The sequence below is a fragment of the Microbacterium sp. SA39 genome (assembly GCF_000967865.1).
Taxonomy (GTDB): domain Bacteria; phylum Actinomycetota; class Actinomycetes; order Actinomycetales; family Microbacteriaceae; genus Microbacterium.
In genome coordinates, this window is record NZ_JXRU01000038.1 from 86413 (window position 1) to 105494 (window position 19082).

At 68.1% G+C, this 19082-nt stretch carries 18 protein-coding genes, 1 tRNA gene and 1 pseudogene; 10 read left to right on the forward strand and 10 right to left on the reverse strand.

Annotated elements, in window-relative coordinates:
- Window positions 1-10: 10 nt before the first annotated feature.
- From RS85_RS15220 to leuC, 6 genes are all read right to left on the reverse strand, one after another.
- Window positions 11-1099 carry a D-alanine--D-alanine ligase family protein gene (locus RS85_RS15220; RefSeq protein ID WP_046014321.1) on the reverse strand — a complete coding sequence of 363 codons (1089 nt, stop codon included), beginning with the start codon at window positions 1097-1099 and terminating at the stop codon, window positions 11-13.
- Window positions 1005-2141 carry an NAD(P)H-dependent glycerol-3-phosphate dehydrogenase gene (locus RS85_RS15225; RefSeq protein ID WP_046014322.1) on the reverse strand — a complete coding sequence of 379 codons (1137 nt, stop codon included), beginning with the start codon at window positions 2139-2141 and terminating at the stop codon, window positions 1005-1007. Before RS85_RS15225 ends, RS85_RS15220 begins: the two co-directional genes overlap by 95 nt.
- Window positions 2131-2886 (reverse strand): lysophospholipid acyltransferase family protein, encoded by a 756-nt coding sequence (locus tag RS85_RS15230; protein ID WP_046014515.1) that lies wholly within the window; start codon window positions 2884-2886, stop codon window positions 2131-2133. Before RS85_RS15230 ends, RS85_RS15225 begins: the two co-directional genes overlap by 11 nt.
- A gap of 5 nt (window positions 2887-2891) precedes the next feature.
- Window positions 2892-4259, reverse strand: coding sequence for a UDP-N-acetylglucosamine 1-carboxyvinyltransferase (gene murA, locus RS85_RS15235; protein WP_046014323.1), 1368 nt, complete (start codon window positions 4257-4259; stop codon window positions 2892-2894).
- 67 nt (window positions 4260-4326) lie between these two features.
- Window positions 4327-4923: a 3-isopropylmalate dehydratase small subunit gene (gene leuD, locus RS85_RS15240; RefSeq protein ID WP_046014324.1), complete on the reverse strand. Its 597-nt coding sequence runs from the start codon at window positions 4921-4923 to the stop codon at window positions 4327-4329.
- 2 nt (window positions 4924-4925) lie between these two features.
- Complete coding sequence (leuC, locus tag RS85_RS15245) at window positions 4926-6383, reverse strand: 3-isopropylmalate dehydratase large subunit (protein WP_046014325.1); 1458 nt, start codon at window positions 6381-6383, stop codon at window positions 4926-4928.
- Window positions 6384-6573: 190 nt separating this feature from the next.
- Between leuC and RS85_RS15250 the strand changes: the two genes are divergently transcribed.
- Both RS85_RS15250 and RS85_RS15255 read left to right on the forward strand, forming a co-directional pair.
- Window positions 6574-7869: an O-acetylhomoserine aminocarboxypropyltransferase/cysteine synthase family protein gene (locus RS85_RS15250; protein WP_046014326.1), complete on the forward strand. Its 1296-nt coding sequence runs from the start codon at window positions 6574-6576 to the stop codon at window positions 7867-7869.
- Entirely contained in the window at window positions 7866-9179 is a 1314-nt protein-coding gene (locus tag RS85_RS15255; protein WP_046014327.1) for an LLM class flavin-dependent oxidoreductase, read from the forward strand. Before RS85_RS15250 ends, RS85_RS15255 begins: the two co-directional genes overlap by 4 nt.
- A gap of 20 nt (window positions 9180-9199) precedes the next feature.
- Here the strand turns inward: RS85_RS15255 and RS85_RS15260 are convergent, their stop codons facing one another.
- A complete protein-coding gene (locus tag RS85_RS15260) occupies window positions 9200-9697 on the reverse strand; it encodes a DUF427 domain-containing protein (RefSeq protein WP_046014328.1) in 498 nt (165 codons plus the stop codon).
- A gap of 36 nt (window positions 9698-9733) precedes the next feature.
- On the opposite strand from RS85_RS15260, the gene RS85_RS15265 reads away from it, so the two are divergent.
- Window positions 9734-10330: an LON peptidase substrate-binding domain-containing protein gene (locus RS85_RS15265; protein ID WP_046014329.1), complete on the forward strand. Its 597-nt coding sequence runs from the start codon at window positions 9734-9736 to the stop codon at window positions 10328-10330.
- 2 nt (window positions 10331-10332) lie between these two features.
- Here the strand turns inward: RS85_RS15265 and RS85_RS15270 are convergent, their stop codons facing one another.
- Window positions 10333-11337, reverse strand: a complete 1005-nt coding sequence (locus tag RS85_RS15270) for a TerC/Alx family metal homeostasis membrane protein (RefSeq protein ID WP_046014330.1) — start codon at window positions 11335-11337, stop codon at window positions 10333-10335.
- Window positions 11338-11603: 266 nt separating this feature from the next.
- Between RS85_RS15270 and RS85_RS15275 the strand changes: the two genes are divergently transcribed.
- Genes RS85_RS15275 through RS85_RS15290 form a run of 4 tightly spaced genes read left to right on the forward strand, consistent with a single transcriptional unit; the run spans window position 11604 to window position 15125 of the window.
- Window positions 11604-12161 carry an RNA polymerase sigma factor gene (locus RS85_RS15275; protein ID WP_046014331.1) on the forward strand — a complete coding sequence of 186 codons (558 nt, stop codon included), beginning with the start codon at window positions 11604-11606 and terminating at the stop codon, window positions 12159-12161.
- On the forward strand, window positions 12158-13243 hold the full coding sequence (locus tag RS85_RS15280; protein WP_046014332.1) for a DUF4349 domain-containing protein: 1086 nt from the start codon (window positions 12158-12160) through the stop codon (window positions 13241-13243). Before RS85_RS15275 ends, RS85_RS15280 begins: the two co-directional genes overlap by 4 nt.
- Window positions 13244-13302: 59 nt before the next feature.
- Window positions 13303-13851, forward strand: coding sequence for a helix-turn-helix domain-containing protein (locus RS85_RS15285; RefSeq protein WP_046014333.1), 549 nt, complete (start codon window positions 13303-13305; stop codon window positions 13849-13851).
- Window positions 13848-15125, forward strand: a complete 1278-nt coding sequence (locus RS85_RS15290) for an MFS transporter (protein ID WP_046014334.1) — start codon at window positions 13848-13850, stop codon at window positions 15123-15125. Before RS85_RS15285 ends, RS85_RS15290 begins: the two co-directional genes overlap by 4 nt.
- A gap of 54 nt (window positions 15126-15179) precedes the next feature.
- Here the strand turns inward: RS85_RS15290 and RS85_RS15295 are convergent.
- A tRNA-Glu gene (locus RS85_RS15295) sits at window positions 15180-15252 on the reverse strand.
- Window positions 15253-15403: 151 nt separating this feature from the next.
- Here RS85_RS15295 and RS85_RS15300 point away from each other — a divergent pair.
- From RS85_RS15300 to RS85_RS20165, 3 genes and pseudogenes are all read left to right on the forward strand, one after another.
- Complete coding sequence (locus RS85_RS15300) at window positions 15404-16042, forward strand: MBL fold metallo-hydrolase (RefSeq protein ID WP_046014335.1); 639 nt, start codon at window positions 15404-15406, stop codon at window positions 16040-16042.
- Window positions 16043-16131: 89 nt separating this feature from the next.
- A pseudogene (locus RS85_RS20160) lies at window positions 16132-16293 on the forward strand (GNAT family N-acetyltransferase); the annotation flags it as partial.
- Window positions 16294-16345: 52 nt separating this feature from the next.
- On the forward strand, window positions 16346-16579 hold the full coding sequence (locus tag RS85_RS20165) for a GNAT family N-acetyltransferase (protein WP_268748011.1): 234 nt from the start codon (window positions 16346-16348) through the stop codon (window positions 16577-16579).
- Here RS85_RS20165 and pepN read toward each other — a convergent pair.
- The gene (gene pepN / locus RS85_RS15310) at window positions 16566-19052 is read right to left on the reverse strand and encodes an aminopeptidase N (RefSeq protein WP_046014336.1); all 2487 of its coding nucleotides are present in this window, start codon (window positions 19050-19052) and stop codon (window positions 16566-16568) included. The genes RS85_RS20165 and pepN overlap by 14 nt on opposite strands.
- Window positions 19053-19082 lie beyond the last annotated feature (30 nt).

Sequence of the window (19082 nt, forward strand, 5' to 3'; positions counted from 1 at the left end):
GAGGCGATGCTCAGCGGCGGAGACCCGCCTCGACCAGCTCGGTGATCAAGTCACCGTAGCTGAGGCCCGAGGCCACCCAGCACTTGGGGAACATCGAGATCGGCGTGAACCCCGGCATGGTGTTCAGCTCGTTGACGACCAGGTCGCCCGACGGCGTGACGAAGAAGTCGACCCGAGCGAGCCCTTTCCCGTCGACGGCCTCGAACACTCGGACTGCCGTCTCACGCAGACGTGAGATCAGTTCGTCGTCGACATCCGCCGGGCAGACGATCTCGACACCGTCTCCGCCGAGGTACTTCCCCTCGAAGTCGTAGAAGTCTCGGGAGGTCAACACGATTTCACCGGGCAGCGAGGCGCGCGCCCGATCACCGTTCCGTCCGGCGAGCACTCCGACCTCGATCTCGCGACCTTCGACTCGGCTCTCGACGAGCACCTTGTCGTCCTCCGCGAAGGCGACTTCGAAGGCGGCATCGAGTCCCTCGCCGTGGTCGACCCGCGACACGCCCACGCTCGACCCGGCGCTGGCCGGCTTGACGAAGACGACCGAGCCGAGCGGCGCGACCCTGTTCCGCACAGCATTCGGATCATCGCGCCATTCACGACGGCGGACCGTGATCCCCGGTGAGACGGCGATGCCGGCGGCCGTGAGGGCGAGCTTCGTGAAGTGCTTGTCGAGAGACACGGCGGAATCGAGGATGCCGCAGCCCGCGTACGGCATGTCGATGACCTCGAAGAAGCCCTGGATCGCGCCGTCCTCACCGTGCAGGCCGTGCAGCAGCGGCAGGACGACGTCGATCTCGCCGAGACCTTCAGTCTCGCCGTCCGGGCGCACGACGCGCAGAGTGCGGTCGCCCCCGGGCTCCGGCCACAGGATGCGGGTGCCGTTGTCGACGACCTCGGGGAGGTGAGCCGCATCGAGCGGGAACTTCGCCGGGTCGTCCTCCTCGAGCACGAAGGCGCCCTCGCGGGTGATCCCCACCGGGATCACGGCGTAGCGGTCGCGATCAATCGCTCCCAGCACGCCCCCCGCCGTTGCGGAACTGATCGAATGCTCGCTGGAGCGCCCGCCGAAGAGCACCACCACCGTCTGCTTGTCCATGGTTGGTCCTCTCACCCTGGGGGGTGTCGTCGTCCGTCGTCAGGTGGGGTGCGATGTCACGGGGATCCATCTTCCCGTCCAGCACCATCTTCACCTGCTCGACGATGGGCATGTCCACTTCGGATTCACGGGCGAGCTGCAGGATGGGCGCCACGGACGCGAGACCCTCGGCGGTCTGCTGCATCTGCTTCACGACATCCTGGAAGCTGTACCCCTGTCCGAGCAGGCGCCCGGCGGTGTTGTTGCGGCTCAGCGGGGACTGGCACGTGGCGATCAGGTCGCCGAGTCCGGCGAGGCCCTGCAGCGTCTCCGGGTGTGCGCCGTTCGCCACCGCGAAGTCCGTCATCTCGACGAGACCGCGGGTGATGATCGATGCCTTGGTGTTCTCGCCGTACCCGACGCCGTCCACGATGCCGATCGCGACGGCGATCAGGTTCTTGAGCACGCCGCCGAACTCGGTGCCGATCACGTCGGTGTTCACGAAGGTGCGGAAATAGCTGTTGCGCGCGGCCCTGGCGACGATCTCGGCCGTCTCCCGGCTGCGCGAGGAGATCACGGCGGCCGTGGGCTGTTCACGTGCGATCTCCAGCGCCAGGTTCGGCCCGGACGCCACCGCGATGCGATCGGGGTCGCACCGGAGCTCCTGCTGGATCACCTGGCTCATGCGCAGGCCGGTGCCGCGTTCGACGCCCTTCATCAGACTGACGATCTTCGCGTCGCTGCCGTCGAGCAGAGGGCGCAGTGCCTTGAGGTTCTCGCGGAGCGACTGGCTGGGCACCGAGAGGTAGACCTGCTCGGCGCCTTCGAGCGAAGTGGCGAGTTCGTGGGTCGCCGCCATCGTGCGCGGCAGGTTGATGCCGGGGAGGTAGCGCGAGTTGCGCTTGGCCTCGTCGATCTCGTGCGCGAGTTCCGCACGGCGCGCCCACATCGTCACCTGGGCCCCGCCGTCGGCGAGGATCTTGCCGAACGTGGTGCCCCAGCTTCCCGCGCCGATGACAGTCGCTCTGGGTCCGACCGGGACGGCAGGTCTCTTAGGAGTCAAGGCGGCCCGTCTCGTTCTGTCCGTGGGTTGCGGGATTCCAGCGTTCCGTCGGGGCCTTCTCGTCGCGCAACTGCTCGAGGAGCGCCGTGATGGCGTTCATCAGTCGAGAGGTCGCCTCGTTCAGTGCCGCAGGCTCACCCGCGCGCCCGCGCAGATCGGACACGTCGACGGGATCGCCGATGATGACCTCGACGGGCTTGCGGAGCGGCCAGAGGCTGAGGCCCTTCTGGTAGCGACCCATGATCTCCTGGGTCCCCCACTGCGCCATCGGGATGAGCGGGATGCCGTCGGCCAGGGCAAGACGAACCGCGCCGGACTTGCCGCGCATCGGCCAGAGTTCCGGGTCACGGGTGAGAGTGCCCTCGGGATAGACGATCACGCCCCGGCCGTGCTCGACGAGCTCGGCCGACTGCTTCATGGTCTGCTTCGCCGACGACGCCGATGAGGTGCGCGCAACGGGGATCATCCCGGTGCGGTGCAGGAACCATCCGAGCACGGGCACGCGGAACAGGCTCTCCTTCGCCATGAACCGCGGCGCCCGGCCGATGCGCCACACGGCGGCGGCGACGATCAGTGGATCGAACTCCGAATAGTGGTTCGGCGCGAGGACGAATGCACCCTCCCGCGGCAGCTTCTCCGCGCCTGTGATGCGGATCTTCGCAATGAGTCCGAGCAGCGGCACCACCAGCGCGGCGAGCGGCCAGAAGACGCTGGGGCGCGTTCTCTCCGGTGACCTGGCACCCATCGGCGTCACCGGATGACGTCGAAGTCAGCGCCGAGGGCGTCGAGCTTGGCCAGGAACTTCTCGTAGCCGCGGCTGAGGATGTCCACACCTGAGACCTGCGACTCGCCCGAGGCGGTGAGTGCGGCGATGATGTGGCTGTAGCCGCCACGAAGGTCGGGAACGACGATGTCGGCACCGTGCAGCGGTGTCGGACCCGTGATGACGGCGGCCTGCTCCAGGTCGCGTCGCGGCACCCGGCGAGGGCCGTCCTGCAGTCCACGGGGGTGCACGACGATGTCGGCTCCCATCTTGACCAGCGCGTCGGTGAATCCCAGACGGTTCTCGTACACGGTCTCGTGCACGACGGATCGGCCCTGGGCCTGCGTGAGCGCGACCACCAGCGGCTGCTGCCAGTCCGTCATGAATCCGGGGTGCACGTCCGTCTCGATCACGACGGGCTTGATGTCGCCGTCGCGACGGAAGAGGATCCCGTCCTCCTTGATGTCGAACCATCCGCCGGCCTTGCGGAAGACGTTGAGGAAGGTGAGCATCTCCTGCTGCTTCGCGCCGCCGACGAAGATCTCGCCGTCGGTCGCGAGTGCGGCGGACGCCCAGGATGCTGCCTCGTTGCGGTCGAAGATCGAGCGGTGGTCGTACCCGCGGAGCTTCTCGACGCCCTCGATGACGATGACCCGGTTGGGCTCGTACGAGATGATCGCGCCCATCTTCTGCAGCACGGCGATCAGGTCCATGATCTCGGGCTCGATGGCCGCGTTCCGGAGTTCTGTCGTGCCCTCCGCCCGCACCGCCGTCAGGAGCACCTGCTCGGTGGCACCGACGCTCGGGTAGGGCAGGTGGATGTTCGCGCCGTGCAGGCGCGCGCCCGGCCGGGAGAGACGGATGCCGCTGGGCAGCTTCTCCACGACGGCACCGAACTTGCGGAGCGCATCCAGGTGGAAGTCGATGGGGCGGTCGCCGATGCGGCATCCGCCGAGGTCGGGGATGAACGCCTGGCCGAGCCTGTGCAGGAGCGGACCGCAGAACAGGATCGGGATGCGGGACGCGCCGGCGTGCGCGTCGATCTCCTCGAAGTGCGCGGATTCCACGTCGCTCGGATCGAACACCAGCGCGCCGGGCTCATCGCCGTCGGACACGTTCACGCCGTGCACCTCGAGCAGGGAGCGGACCACGGCCACATCGCTGATCGCGGGGACGTCGCGGAGCACGCTGACCGTCTCGCCGAGCAGCGAGGCCACCATCGCCTTGGTCGCCAGGTTCTTCGCACCCTTGACATCGACGCGACCGCGAAGGGGGCGGCCTCCTCGAATGGCGAGGACGTCTCCGGTGAGAGCGGGGACTCCGTCCGGGAGAGCGTCGCGCACAGGTGTCGTCATTCGGAGCCTCACTTCATCACACGGAATTCGGGGGCGGGTTGCCCCTGGCTCCCCCGCCCCCGTCGGTTCACTGCACGGGGAGCGTTCGGGGCCGCCACGATTCGCGACGGGCCTCGAACTGCGCGATCTTGTCTTCGTTGCGCAGCGTGAGCCCGATGTCATCGAGCCCTTCAAGGAGCCGCCATCTAGTGTAATCGTCGATCCCGATGTCGGCCTGGACGTCGCCGATCGAGGCGGTGCGCGCCTCGAGGTCGACGGTGATCTGCACCCCGGGATCGCGGTCGATCTCGGCCCAGATCCGCTCGAGGTCTTCCTCTGAGATCGTCGCGGCGAGCAGGCCCTGCTTGCCCGAGTTCCCCCGGAAGATGTCGGCGAACCGCGGGCTGAGGACGACCTTGAAGCCGAAGTCGCGGAGCGCCCAGACAGCGTGCTCGCGACTGGACCCCGTGCCGAAGTCGGAACCGGCCACCAGGACGGATGCGCCCTGGAACGGCGCCTGGTTCAGGACGAACCCCGGATCCTGTCGCCAGGCGTGGAACAGCGCGTCCTCGAAGCCCGTCTTGGTGACGCGCTTGAGGAACACCGCAGGGATGATCTGGTCGGTGTCGACGTTCGAGCGCTTCAGCGGAGCGGCGATTCCGGTGTGGGTGAAGAACTTCTCCATGATCAGGCCTCTTCTCCGACGGTGACGAGCAGATCGGCAGGGCTGGACAGCGTGCCGCGGATCGCGGTCGCCGCGGCCACGAGGGGCGAGACCAGGTGCGTGCGCCCGCCCTTGCCCTGCCGGCCCTCGAAGTTCCGGTTCGAGGTCGACGCGCAGCGCTCACCCGGAGCGAGCTGGTCCGGGTTCATGCCCAGGCACATCGAGCAGCCCGCGAAGCGCCACTCCGCCCCGAAATCGGTGATGATCTTGTCGAGGCCTTCAGCCTCCGCCTCCAGTCGCACGCGGGCGGAGCCGGGGACGACCATCACGCGCACCCCGTCGGCCTTCTTCTTCCCCTCGATGATCGAGGCGAAGGCCCGCAGGTCCTCGATACGACTGTTCGTGCAGGAGCCCATGAACACCGCGTCGACCGGGACCTCCTTCAGGGGCGTCCCCGGCACGAGGTCCATGTACTCGAGTGCGCGTTCCGCTGCGGCACGCTCGTTCGGATCGGCGATGTCCGCCGGGTTCGGAACGGATGCCGACAGCGAGCTGCCCTGGCCGGGGTTGGTTCCCCAGGTCACGAACGGCTCAAGCTCGTCGGCGTCGATGAACACCTCGGCGTCGAAGACGGCGCCCTCGTCGGTGGGCAGCGTCCGCCAGTAGGCGACGGCGTCGTCCCAGTCCTGACCCTTGGGTGCGTGCTGGCGACCCTTCAGGTACGCGAAGGTCGTCTCGTCCGGCGCGACCATGCCGGCGCGGGCGCCTGCCTCGATCGACATGTTGCAGATCGTCATGCGGCCCTCCATGGAGAGCGCGCGGATCGCGCTGCCGCGGAACTCCAGCACGTATCCCTGTCCGCCGCCGGTACCGATCTTCGCGATCACGGCGAGGATGATGTCCTTCGCCGTGACGCCAGGACGCAGTGTGCCGTCGACGGTGATCGCCATGGTCTTGAAGGGCTTGAGCGGGAGAGTCTGCGTCGCCATGACGTGCTCGACCTCGCTGGTGCCGATGCCGAACGCCATGGCACCGAACGCGCCGTGCGTCGATGTGTGGGAGTCACCGCAGACGACGGTGATGCCGGGCATGGTGAGGCCGAGCTGCGGCCCGACGACGTGCACGATGCCCTGCTCGGCATCCCCCAGCGAGTGCAGGCGCACACCGAACTCGGCGGCGTTGCGCCGGAGCGTCTCGATCTGAGTGCGACTCGTGAGATCGGCGATCGGCTTGTCGATCTCCCACGTCGGGGTGTTGTGGTCTTCTGTCGCGATCGTGAGGTCGAGCCGACGCAGCGGCCGCCCCTCACTGCGCAGGCCGTCGAAGGCCTGCGGGCTCGTCACCTCGTGCACGAGGTGCAGGTCGATGTAGATGAGGTCGGGTTCGCCGTTCTCGCCCTTGACGACGAGATGGTCGTCCCAGACCTTCTCGGCCAGGGTCCTGCGGCGTGCGGAATCGGATCCGGGTGCGGGGGTGCTCATTGCGTTTCTCCTGAGGCTGGCGGTTCGGCCCACGATGGACTCCGCGACGAGGAGGGGCTCAGAACGAGGTCTCGTCGCGGCCGCTAAGAAGAAGGAGCACGGTCCGCATGACGTCAGATTACCACTGCCCGAGCGTGCTCCGACCCGCCATGACACTCTGTCATCACCCGCCCGACCGAGAGGCCCACGCATGACCGTCGACACCGCCCGCTTCGCCACCCGCGCGGTCCACGCGGCGAGAGGCCGCGAGACGGCGGCGCCGCGCGCCACGCCGATCTACCTCACCGCCGGGTTCGAGTTCGACGACTTCGACCACGCCGCCGACCACTTCGGAACCGGCACCGGGTTCGGCTACACGCGCACCGGCAACCCGACGGTGCGCGCGGCGGAGCGCCAGCTGGCCGCCCTCGAGTCCGGCGCGGATGCCGTCCTCGTCGCGAGCGGACAGGCAGCCGTCGTCACGGCCCTGCTCACGGTGGCAGGCTCCGGAGATCACATCGTCACGTCGACGCACATCTACGAAGGCACGCGCGGCCTGCTCCTCGACAACCTCGCCCGCCTGGGCATCGAGACCACCTTCATCGACGACATCGCGAATCCCGATGCCTGGCGCGCGGCGATCCGCCCCAACACCCGCGCACTTTTCGCCGAGTCGCTCGCCAACGCTCGCAACGACGTGCTCGACATCGCCGCGATCAGTGCCGTCGCCGATGACGCGGCGATTCCGCTGATCGTGGACAACACCCTCGCCACCCCGTTCCTGCTGCGCCCGATCGAGCACGGCGCCGCCATCGTCGTGCACTCGGCCTCGAAGTTCCTCGCCGGCCACGGCTCGGTCCTCGGCGGCGTCATCGTCGACGACGGACGGTTCGACCCCGAGCGCTCCGGCCACAACGCGCCCCACCTGGTGCTGCCAGGACGCGGTGGTCTGCCGAGCGTCGCGGCCCGCCATGGCGGGCGCGCACGCATCGCCTACGCCCGGGAATCGGTGGCGCCGCGGTTCGGAGCATCCCCGTCTCCCCTCAACGCCTTCCTCATCGCTCAGGGAGCGGAGACGCTCGGGCTGCGGGTCGAGCGTCAATCGCGCAATGCGCTGGAGATCGCACAGTGGCTGGAGAGTCAGGAAGCCGTCGAGAGCGTCGACTACGTCGGCCTCCCGTCGCACCGGGACCACACGACGGCGCTGCGATACCTCGACGGCGGCTTCGGCTCGATCTTCACCTTCACCCTCCGTGGCGGTCTCGACGCTGCGCGCCAGTTCGTCGAGCAGGTGCGCGTCTTCACCCACATGACGCACATCGGCGACGTCCGCTCGCTCGTCCTGCACCCCGGCACGACGAGTCACGCGCAGCGCACCGAAGCCGAGCGCGAGCTGCTCGGCGTGCGCCCGGGCACGCTCCGCCTCTCCATCGGCATCGAGGACGTGCAGGATCTCATCTCCGACCTGACGCGCGTGCTCGATGCGTCACGGGAGGCGGTGGCATGAGTCGGTCGCAGCACTTCGGCTGGTTCCTGGCACGAGGCTTCGGACCGCAGGGCTGGGGTCACCCTTCGCTCGAGTGGGACTACGACTGGACACGACCCGAGATCTACCAGGAGGCCGCGCGCACCCTCGAGCAGGCGGGATTCGATCTCGTGATCATCGAGGACGCGCCCTCGATGGGTTCACCCGAGACGCTCGACATCCGCGTCCGGCACGCGTTCGGCGGACCGAAGCACGATCCGCTTCTTCTCGCGCCGTACCTGTTCCAGGCGACCAAGCACCTCGGCGTGGTTCCGACGGTCAACCCCGCGGCCTCGCTCCCCTACACGTCAGCGCGGCAGTTCGCGAGCCTGCAGCACCTGAGCGGGCACCGCCTCGGACTCAACGTCGTGACCGACACCGGCAGCGCACGTCACTTCTCGGATGCCGCGCAGTTGGGCCACGACGAGGCCTACGACCGCGCGGAGGAATGGCTCGACGGCATCCGTTCGCTCTGGCGCAGCTGGGACGAGGGGGCGCTCGTCGCCGACCGCGCGACGGATGTGTACGCGGACGGCTCGAAGATGCGACGCGTCGAGCACCGCGGTACGCACTACTCCTTCGACGGCCCGCTCAACGCGCTGCCCTTCTCCGATGAGGAACCGGCGATCGTCTCACCGGGCGGTTCGGGTCGCGGACTCGGCTTCGCCGGCGCCAACTCCGATGTCCAGCTCGCACTCGCCCCGCTGCACGAGGCGTCGGTGCGGGCCTACCGTGCCAAGATCCACGAGGCAGCCGTCGCCGCGGGTCGCCGTGCCGACGACATCAAGATCCTTTTCGCCATCCAACCGGTGATCACCTCCTCCGCCGAGGAGGCCGATCGGATCGTCGCAGCTTCCGCGCATCCGGATGAGGCCGTGCTCGTGCAGATCGCGCGGAAGCAGTCCAGCGATCTGGAGACCGATCTCACCTCTCTCGACCTCGACAAGCCGCTCGACCTCTCGATCTTCGGGGCGCACGTCTCCCGCGGCAGCATCCAGCGACTGATCGGCGACCGCGGCGAGGATGCCCCGCTGCGCGCGCACCTGAGCGGGCTGGTGCGCGCCGGGCGCTTCTCCGACCGCTCCGGCTTCGTCGGCACCGCCGAGGAGTTCGCGGACGTGATCGAAGAGCTCGGCGAGTGGGGCAATGACGGTGTGCTGCTGTGGGGGGACTTCCATCCGGTCACGCTGCACCGCACGCTCGACGAGCTGGTGCCGGTGCTCCGCAGACGCGGCATCCTCCGTCGCGAGTACGCCGAAGGCGGGCTGCAGGCGAATCTGCGCGCCTTCTGACCTGCCGGGCGACGGGCGCGCTACCAGCCCATCGACCCCGGGACACCCTTGAACGGGCCGACGACCGACGACGTGACCCACCCTCCGTAGAAGCCACCCGGCTGCGGGGTGACGACCTCGCCGCCCACGGTGCACTCGTCCATCCGCGCCGCGTACACGGCGACCCGGTCGGTCAGCGTGGTGAATCCGGGTGACGGGTCCGGGTAGTTCCACGCCGCCCCCTCACGCACGATTGCTCCCCCGCGCACATCGAAGTAGCGCGCGGCACCCTTGAACTCGCAGAACGAGGAGCCGGCGGCCCTCACGAGCGCTCCGGAGACGAAGTCGGCGATCGGCAGGTAGTAGACGGGAGGATGACTCGTCTCGAGCACCCTCACTGCGTCACTCGTGTCAGCGATCAGCTCGCCGCCGAGGCGTATTGTGACCCGCTCGGCGACGCGCTCGACCCGCGGCGGCCTCGGGTAGTCCCAGACGGATTCCTGACCGGGAGCGGGGGGAACGGGTTCGGGTCGGCGCATCTGTTCACTGTACGTCGCGCAGTGTTGACTGGTGTCATGACCGCGATTCCAATGTTTCCGCTCGGTTCGGTGCTGTTCCCGTCGACCCCGTTGCCGCTGCGTGTGTTCGAGCCGCGATACCTGACGATGATCGGCCGGCTTCTCGACGAGGATGACCCGCGGTTCGGGGTCGTGCTCATCGAGCGCGGCCATGAGGTCGGTGGCGGCGACCGGCGCAGCAGCATCGGCACGATGGCCCGCCTGGTCAGCGTGTCGGCGGGCGCCGACGTGCTCACCGCCATGGCGATCGGCACCGACCGCTTCACGGTCGGACGATGGCTGGACGACGAGCCCTATCCGCTCGCCGAAGTGACGTCGCTGCCCGAACTCACGTGGAACGACGCGCTCAGCCCGCTGCGCACCGAAGCCGAGGCCATCGTGCGGCGCACTCTTTCGCGCGCTCCCGATCCGCGGTGGGATGCCGACACCGAACTTGCCGATGACCCGCTCGCCGCAGCGTGGCAGCTGGCCGCGATCGCTCCGCTCGGTGAGTACGACAAGTACACCCTGCTGCAGTCGACCACGGTCGGCGGGCTTCTCCGCCAGATCATCGATCTCACGCTGGAGGCCGAGCTTCTCTGGTCAGCGGACTGACTTCACTCGGTGAGCGAGGCCTTCCTCTCCGCACGCTTGTCGCGTCCGGAGGCGATCAGGCTGGCGATCGTGGCGATCGTCATCGAGGCGATGATCACGCCGAGGGACACCATGTTGTCGATGTCCGGCACCCACTCGACGTTCTCGCCGCCGTTGATGAACGGGAGCTCGTTCACGTGCAGCGCGTGCAGGATCAGCTTGATGCCGATGAATCCGAGGATCACCGCGATGCCGTAGTGCAGGTACCGCAGGCGGTCGAGCAGGTCGCCGAGCAGGAAGTAGAGCTGACGCAGCCCCATCAGGGCGAAGATGTTCGCCGCGAAGACCAGGAAGCCGTTGGTCGTGATCTCGAAGATCGCGGGGATCGAGTCGACGGCGAAGATCAGGTCGGTGACGCCGATCGTGATGAGCACGATGACCATCGGAGTGAACATCCGCTTGCCGTCGACGGTGGTGCGCAGCTTCGAGCCGTCGTAGTGGTCGCTGATGTCGATGCGTCGACGCAGCATGCGGACCACGAAGTTCTCGCGCTGCACCTCGCCTTCGTGATCGCCGTCGGGCATCGCCTGGCGGATCGCGGTCCAGATGAGGAACGCACCGAAGACGTAGAAGATCGGCGAGAAGTTCTCGACGATCGCGACGCCGACCAGGATGAACGCGCCGCGCAGGACCAGGGCGATGATGATGCCGATCATCAGCACCTGCTGCTGCAGGCGCCTCGGCACCGCGAACTGGGCCATGATCAGCACGAACACGAAGAGGTTGTCGATCGAGAGGCTGTACTCCAGCGCCCAGCCGGTGATGAAGTCCCCGGCGTTGTTCCACCCGCCCACGTTGCCGAGGAGCACGGCGAAGAGCAGCGCGAGTGCGACGTAGAAGACCACCCAGAGCGTGGACTCCTTCGTGGAAGGGATGTGCGGGCGCAGCTTGATGAGCAGGAGGTCGCCGATCAGGATGATCGTGAGGACCACCATCGACGTGATCTCGAACCAGAGAGGAATTACCAAGGGCGCACGGCACCTTTCGGGAGGGTCAGGAAGAGGCCGAAAGTCTCTCCCCCGCACATGACGTGCGTCGCGCGCCCGGAGCAGCGATGTCGATGCTCGTGATGACGTTACGCGCGGATCCGGGATACTCCCTCTCGCGGGTGCAATGCTACCGGAGCAACAGTGCCCTGGAGAACGTCAGCCGGAGCGTCTCGTTCTCACACTGGATCTGAGACGATGGAGCATCCGCCGACACTTTCCTGGTGAGAGACACCGAACGGAAACGGATGCCCGTGCAGACGAGTGATCAGAAGTGGGCCGCGCGGGCCGCGGCAGGCGACGAGAGCGCCTTCCGCGAGCTGTATCGAGCTCATGTGCGGCCGGTCTACTGGATCGCGAACGGCATCCTCGCGTCGCCTGTCGACGCCGAGGATGTGACCCAGGAGACCTTCGTGGTCGCGTGGCGCAAGCTTCCAGGGCTCGAACTGCAAGGCGATTCGATTCTGCCGTGGCTGGCGACGATCTGCCGCTTCCAGGCGGCGAATCGGCTCCGTCAGCGCCGCCGCGATCAGGCGCATACCGCGGCAGCCCTCGACGAGGATCTGCCGGACACGGTGAGCGTCGAAGAGCAGGTCATCACGGCGGATCTGGCCGCACGGATCGCCGCGGCTGTCGGCACCCTGAGCGAGCTGGACCGCGAGATCTTCCGGCTGTGCGCATCCGAGGGCTACGCCTACCAGGCGGCAGCCGAAGAACTCGGCGTGAGCCATGCCGTCGTCCGGAACCGTCTCTCCCGAGTGCGCACCCAGCTGCGCGGCGCCGTGAAGGAAGCGAGAGACGCATGAACGACCAGACCGCCGCCGGGGAGCTTCCCGAGCTGTCCGACGAGACCATCGCCCGTATCGAGAACTCGGTGTTCTCCGAGATAGCGGCCGAGCGCCCGCGGGTGGAGGCGAACGACGTCCGATCCCGGCCGCGACGCCGACGCTGGCTGACCGGTGCCGGCATCGCCGCCGCCTTCGTCGTCGGCGTCCTCGTGACTCCTCCGATCCTCAGTTCGGTCGGCGGGGGCGCGATGACGACTGCGGAGTCGTCTGGCGGCAGCGTGGCTGAATCCGGCCCGTCGTCGCCCGATCGCATCGCTGAGGTCGCGCCCGGCGCTGTCGACGAGGGAGCGGTCGACTCCTCCGAGCTGGTCGGTGCTGATGTCGCTGTTGCCGAGCGTGAGATCATCGCCACCGCCCACGCCACGCTCCAGGTGGAGGACATCGCCGATGCCGCCGCCGGGATCACGGCACTGGCCGAGGAGCGCGGCGGCTTCGTCGAGAGCACCGAGATCGGCAGGGCGACAGTCGTCGACGAGATGACGGAGCGCGAGCCGACCGACTCCGGATACGGATGGATCAGCATCCGGGTGCCCACGGCCGAGTTGTCGGACGTGATCTCGAAGCTGCACGACTCCGGCGAGGTGCTCTCCTCGTCGACCTCGAAGCAGGATGTGACGTCGGTGGCGATCGACCTGCGCGCTCGCGTCGATGCGACGAAGGCCTCGGTGACGCGTCTCACAGAGCTCATGGCGCAGTCGGGCACCGTGTCGGAGCTCATCGAGGCCGAGGTCGCTCTGACCGACCGTCAGGCGCAGCTCGAGTCGTATGAGCAGCAGCTCGCGGCGATCGAGGACCAGGTCGCGATGTCGACGCTCCAGGTGGAGTTGACGCGCACGGCCGCGCCCACCACGGCAGATCCCGCCGGGTTCGGCGACGGACTGCTCGCGGGCTGGAACGGGCTCGTCGTCTCGCTCAACGCGCTCGTGATCGCCGTCGGCTTCCTCCTCCCCTGGCTCGCCGTCGCGGGAATAATCGTGCTGATCGTCTGGCTGATCCGCCGCGCGCGTCGCGCACGGCGCGAAGTCCCTTCTGACAGGTGATTTCCCGGGGTATACAAGAAGTCTTGTGAGATCGAGGGTGCGGTCATAGCGTTCTGTCCGTGGAAGACATCTCCGTGATCACCGCCGTGCACCATCCCCTGCGCCGTCGCATATACGACTACCTGCTGCTGTACGGCACCTCGCAGGTGACCGCGCTGTCGCGCGCTCTCGACAGCCAGGTCGGCAGTATCAGTCATCATCTGCGGATGCTGGAGCGGGCCGGCGTCGTCGAGCGCGCACCCGATCCGACGGGAGACAAGCGCACGAGCTGGTGGGCGGTGGCGCGACGCGGACTTTCGTGGTCCACCGACGATTACGCCTACTCCCCCGCCGACGCGCTCCTCGCCCGCGAGGCGCAGCGGCAGGGCATCCGCCTGCAGTTCGAACGGCTGCAGCGCTGGCATCGGAGCCGCAACGATCCGGCCTACGCGGAGTACGACGGCTACAGCACCGACAGCACGGCGTGGGCGTCACCGGAGGAGCTGCAGGATCTCGGCGCTCGCCTGGTCGAGACCATGCGCGAATGGCAGGAGTCGATCGACCTCGAGGACGGCACGAAGCGCACTCCGGTCTTCTTCTTCGCTCACGTCTTCCCCACGGTTCCGTGAACGGTCCTGTCGCCGCGACCGCCGGCACCGAGCCCGTGCAGCTCAGCTCTCCGCCGCCCTTCCGCCGCGACCGTCTCGTCCATGCGTGGATCGGGGTCAAGGCGCTGTCCGACGCCGGCGACGCGCTGTGGACGATCGCCCTCGCGTGGACGGCGGTGCAGACCACCACTCCTGCCGTCGCCGGCCTGATCGTCGCCGCGGGCACCGTGCCGCGGGCCGCGGTCCTGCTCTTCGGTGGTGTGATCGCTGACCGCTCTGACGCGCGCCGCGTCATGATCGTCTGCAACGTCGTGCGCGTCGGCGTTCTCGTCGCGGCGACGATCTGGGTCCTCGCGACCCCGCCGACCGTGGCCGTTCTGCTCTTCGCCGCGATCGCGTTCGGCGTCTGCGATGCGTTCTACGAGCCCTCAGCGGGGACGATCGCGCGCCAGCTCGTCCGCACGTCGGATCTGCCCGCCTACGGCGCGGTGTCTCAGACGGCCTCGCGTCTGGGAACGATGGGCGGCGCGGCCATCGGCGGCGTCATCGTCGCGTACGCGGGCCTCGCCGGAAGCGCGGCCGCCAATGCGGTCACCTTCACCGTGGTCGTCGCATTCATCGCTGTCTGGCTGCGCCCCCGTTTCCTCCTCGCCCGCGCCGAGAAGGAGTCCGCGCTGCGAGGGATCGCTCAGGGCTTCCGGCACCTGTCGGCCCATCCGACAACCCGCACGCTCGTCCTGGCGCTCTCCGGTCTGAATCTGGCGGTCGGACCGGCGGTCGGCATCGGACTCGCGCTGCGGGCGCACGACCAGGGCTGGGGCGCTCCATCCGTCGGACTGTTCGAGGCCCTGCTCGGGCTCGGAGCAGCGATCGGCGCCGTCTCCGTCGCGAAGTGGCGGCCGAGGCGCGAAGCGCTGGCGGGATTCTGGGCGCTCGTCGTGCAGGGCGCCTCAATCGTCGCGCTCGGATTCGGCCCGGTCTGGACCGTGGCCGCCGCAGCGTTCATCGTCGGCGCCACCGCCGGCTACGTGTCGGTGCTGCTGAGCGCCACCTTCTCGGCGACGGTCGACACCGCGTATCTCGGGCGCATGGGATCGATCACGCGCCTCGGCGACGACTGTCTGATGCCTCTGGCCATGGCCGGTTTCGGCGCTCTGGCATCGGCCGCGGGCGTCTGGGTGCCCTTCGTGCTCTTCGGCGCCGCGATGATGGCCGTGATGACCGTGCCGCTGCGCAACCGCACATTCCGGGAGATGTCGCTGCGGCAGGAGGCAGCCGCAGAGGTTCGCGACTGAGCCCTGTCGAGAACGAAGAAAGCCCCCGGAGAACCGGGGGCTTTCTGTGTCGTGTGACCCCAGCGGGATTCGAACCCGCGTTACCGCCGTGAGAGGGCAGCGTACTAGGCCGCTATACGATGGGGCCGTCTTGCCGGACGTTTCCGTCCCGCGACAACCGTTCAAGTATGCCATGACGATTCTCGCTCCGCAAAATCGAGCCGACGTCGCCGTGCGCTCGGGCGTGGCGGGCCGAGAATGCGTTTGCCGCGGAGCGTTCGAAGGAGTTGACTCGACTCATGCGCGTCACGAAGTTCGAACATGCCACTCTCCGCATCGACCAGAACAATGAGACTCTGCTGATCGATCCGGGGTCCTTCACGACTCCGCTGGTCGACCTCGGCACACTCGTCGGCGTGGTGATCACGCACGAGCACCCCGACCACTGGACCTCCGATCACCTCGATCGCATCCTGCGCGACGCGCCGGCGACCCCGATCTTCGCCCCGTCCGGCGTGGCGCGTGCCGCCGAGGGCTACGCGATCACCGTCGTCGCCCCCGGGGAGACGGTCGAGATCGGCGGCTTCACGCTGCGCTTCTTCGGCGGCACACATGAGGTCATCCACTCGTCGCTTCCGAGCGTCGAGAATGTCGGGGTCCTCGTGAACGAGAAGCTCTACTACCCCGGTGACTCGTATGTGGTTCCCGAGGGCGTCGACGTCGAGACGCTCGCCGCTCCGCTGGGTGCGCCCTGGCTCAAGATCGGCGAGGCGATGGACCACGTGCTCGCAGTGAAGCCCCGCCGGTCCTTCGGCACCCACGACATGACGCTGTCAGTGATCGGCAAGAACATGCACCGCCAGCGCCTGCAGTGGGCGACCGAGCAGGGCGGCGGCGAGTTCTTCGCACTCGAGCCCGGCGAGTCGCTCGACCTGTGACCGACCCCGTTCGCCGGCTCTTGCCAGCGACGACCTCACGGCTGCGCTTCCGCGAGATGACGACGAGCGACCTCGACGACATGGCGGCGATGCTCGGCGATCCCGAGGTCATGGCCTACTACCCGGCGCCGAAGACACGGGCCGAGAGTGCCGAGTGGATCGCGCGAATGCGCAGCCGCTACGAAACGTACGGGCACGGCCTTTGGATCATCGAGACCCATGACGGTGCGTTCGTAGGAGATTGCGGCATCACCTGGCAGTCGGTCAACGATGTTACCGTCCTGGAAATCGGCTACCACGTCCGTGGTGGGATGCAGGGGGCACGGGTTCGCGACCGAAGCCGCGCGCGCCTGCGTGGAGCTCGTCGCTCAGGAGTTCGCACCGACACTGCTGACCGCGATCATCCACCCGGAGAACGCGGCTTCGCGCGGGGTCGCCGAGAAGGTCGGCATGACCCACATCGACGACGATCACGCGCATCCGTGGATCGTTCGCACGGTGATGGGAATGCAGGTCTCCCCCGCTAGCTCCGACTGAGCGCCCGAATCCGCAGAGATCGCTCGAGGTGGTCACGCTGCTCGATCACCAGACGCCGGAGTGCCGCCGGTGCCGCCTCGTTCTCCCCCAGCCAGGCGTCGACGAGGTCCGAAGACTCGCTCTGCGGGAACAGTCCGACGACGAGACGCTGCGCCAACTCGATGCTGCGCGTGCTCCACGCGTGCCCGATCCGCCCGAAGTAGTCGGAGTCGAACTCCGCGATCAGGTCACGACGACCGCCGGCGCGGAACCCCGCGATCTCGGCATCCAGGTGATCGTTGCTCAGCGAGAGGTCGTTCCACGCCGCGTCCCACGCGGCGCGGCGGACGGCGGCGTCGGGTCGCGAGGCGAGCGCACGACGGGCAGCCGTACGACCGCTGCCGGTGTCGTCGCGCGCCAGCTCGGCGGCGATGTCGTCCGCACCGGCATGGCCGGTCGCGACCAGCGAGGTGAGCAGCTGCCACCGCAGGTCGGGGTCGACGACGAGGCCGTCGGGCACCCGGCCGTCGAGCATCTCCCGCACCTCGGCGTGCCGTGCATCATCGGATGCCGATGCCGCCGCGAGTCCGCGCGCCCAGGAGAGCTGTGCGTCGGTGCCGGCATCCGCCGCCTGCAGGGCACGCCAGGTGGTTTCGGTCCACTCGCGCCGCTCAGCAGGAAGCCGCTCGTCATCGACGAAGTGGCGCAGCGTGTATGCCGCGTTGAGCAGGACGCCCGAGAGCAGTCCGATGTTCGCCTCCGACGGGGCGTGCGTGCGCACGATCGCGAGGTAGCGCGCCGCGTCGAGCTCGCCGTCGCGCGTGGCGTTCCAGAGCGACGACCAGATCAGAGCCCTCGTCAGAGGGTCCTCGATCGCGGAGAGCGACTCCTCCACCGTGCGCAGAGAGTGTTCGTCGAGTCGCGCCTTCGCGTACGTGAGGTCGTCGTCGTTGAGGACGACGAGGTCGGCATCGGGGAGGTCGAGTTCGGTGCGCTCGTCCACGACGTCGAGCTCCACCTGATCGCGCCGCACGATGCGATCGTCGATCCGGTCGTAGAGGCCGATGCGCAGCCGATGAGGTCGCGGGTCTGTCTGGTGCAGGGCGCGACGCCCCTCGGCATCCGTCTCGATCCACAGCGCGGAGACGCCGGAGGTCTGCAGCCACGCGCGAGACCAGTCGGTCATGTCGCGGCCCGAGACGGCACTCAACTCCACGAGGAAATCGTGCAGCGTGGTGTTGCCGAAGGCGTTCGCGGCGAAGTACCGGCGCGCGCCCTCGAAGAAGGCGTCGTCCCCGACGAATGCGACGAGCTGCTTGAGCACCGAGGCGCCCTTGGCGTAGGTGATGCCGTCGAAGTTCAGCTTCGCTGCCTCGAGGTCGGTGATGTCGGCGACGATCGGATGCGTCGTCGGCAGCTGGTCCTGCTGGTAGGCCCATGCCTTGCGCTTGCCGGCGAAGCTCACCCAGGCGTCGTGGAATCGGGTCGCGACCGCGGAGGCGTGCGAGCCCATGTAGTCCGCGAACGACTCCTTGAGCCAGAGATCGTCCCACCACTTCATCGTGACGAGATCGCCGAACCACATGTGCGCCATCTCGTGCAGGATCGTGTTCGCGCGGGCGGCGCGCTGCGCGTCTGTCGCCGCTCCTCGCGAGATGTACGCCTCGGTGAACGTCACGAGACCGGGGTTCTCCATCGCGCCGAGGTTGTATTCCGGAACGAAGATCTGGTCGTATTTCCCCCACGGATACGGGTAGGCGAAGGCATCGGTGAAGAAGTCGAGTCCTTGGCGCGTGACCTCGAGGATCTCGTCGGATTCCAGGTGCTCGGCGAGCGAACGGCGGATGAAGACGCCGAGCGGGATGTGCTGCTCCCCGCGCTCCCAGGCGCCGTCGACCCGTGCGTAGGGTCCGGCTGCCACCGCGGTGATGTAGCTCGAGATCGGCAGCGTCGGAGCGAACTCGACTCGCTGCACCCCGACCCCGCGATCCGTGCGGGCCGGCGCCTGGTTGGAGAGCACCTCCCAGCCCGACGGCGCATCGACGACGAACGTGTACGCGGCCTTCATGTCGGGCTGTTCGAAGCAGGCCATGACCCGGCGCGAGTCGGCCGGCTCGTACTGGGTGTACAGATAGGTCGCCTCATCCACCGGGTCGTGGAATCGGTGCAGGCCTTCACCGGAGCGGCTGTACGCGCCGATGGCCTCGACCCGCACCACGTTCGAGGCGGCGAGCCCGGAAAGTGCGATCCGCGCCCCGTCATGGACGACCTGCTGCTCGACACCGTTCACCTCGACACGGCGCACCTCTTCACCGATGAAATCGAGCCACGTCGTGTCGGTCGTCGCGTCGAATTCCAAGGTCGTCGTCGTCGGGAACCCCGCTCGGGCGCGCTCGGGCGCCCCGGTCAGATCGAGTTCGACGCGGATGCTGCGCAGAGTGATGGCCGCGGATCGCGCGGCGGTCTCCTCACGGCTGAGGTTGGCGGTGTCCATGCATCCATCCTGTCATTCGGGCGGTTCGCC

Coding starts and splice junctions, on each gene's coding strand:
- RS85_RS15300 (WP_046014335.1), top strand. CDS start 15,404: ATGCGCGTCACGAAGTTCGAACATGCCACTCTCCGCATCGACCAGAAC.
- RS85_RS15255 (WP_046014327.1), top strand. CDS start 7,866: ATGAGTCGGTCGCAGCACTTCGGCTGGTTCCTGGCACGAGGCTTCGGA.
- RS85_RS15260 (WP_046014328.1), bottom strand. CDS start 9,697: ATGCGCCGACCCGAACCCGTTCCCCCCGCTCCCGGTCAGGAATCCGTC.
- leuD (WP_046014324.1), bottom strand. CDS start 4,923: ATGGAGAAGTTCTTCACCCACACCGGAATCGCCGCTCCGCTGAAGCGC.
- RS85_RS15265 (WP_046014329.1), top strand. CDS start 9,734: ATGACCGCGATTCCAATGTTTCCGCTCGGTTCGGTGCTGTTCCCGTCG.
- murA (WP_046014323.1), bottom strand. CDS start 4,259: ATGACGACACCTGTGCGCGACGCTCTCCCGGACGGAGTCCCCGCTCTC.
- RS85_RS15220 (WP_046014321.1), bottom strand. CDS start 1,099: ATGGACAAGCAGACGGTGGTGGTGCTCTTCGGCGGGCGCTCCAGCGAG.
- RS85_RS15280 (WP_046014332.1), top strand. CDS start 12,158: ATGAACGACCAGACCGCCGCCGGGGAGCTTCCCGAGCTGTCCGACGAG.
- leuC (WP_046014325.1), bottom strand. CDS start 6,383: ATGAGCACCCCCGCACCCGGATCCGATTCCGCACGCCGCAGGACCCTG.
- pepN (WP_046014336.1), bottom strand. CDS start 19,052: ATGGACACCGCCAACCTCAGCCGTGAGGAGACCGCCGCGCGATCCGCG.
- RS85_RS15230 (WP_046014515.1), bottom strand. CDS start 2,886: ATGGGTGCCAGGTCACCGGAGAGAACGCGCCCCAGCGTCTTCTGGCCG.
- RS85_RS15250 (WP_046014326.1), top strand. CDS start 6,574: ATGACCGTCGACACCGCCCGCTTCGCCACCCGCGCGGTCCACGCGGCG.
- RS85_RS15275 (WP_046014331.1), top strand. CDS start 11,604: ATGCCCGTGCAGACGAGTGATCAGAAGTGGGCCGCGCGGGCCGCGGCA.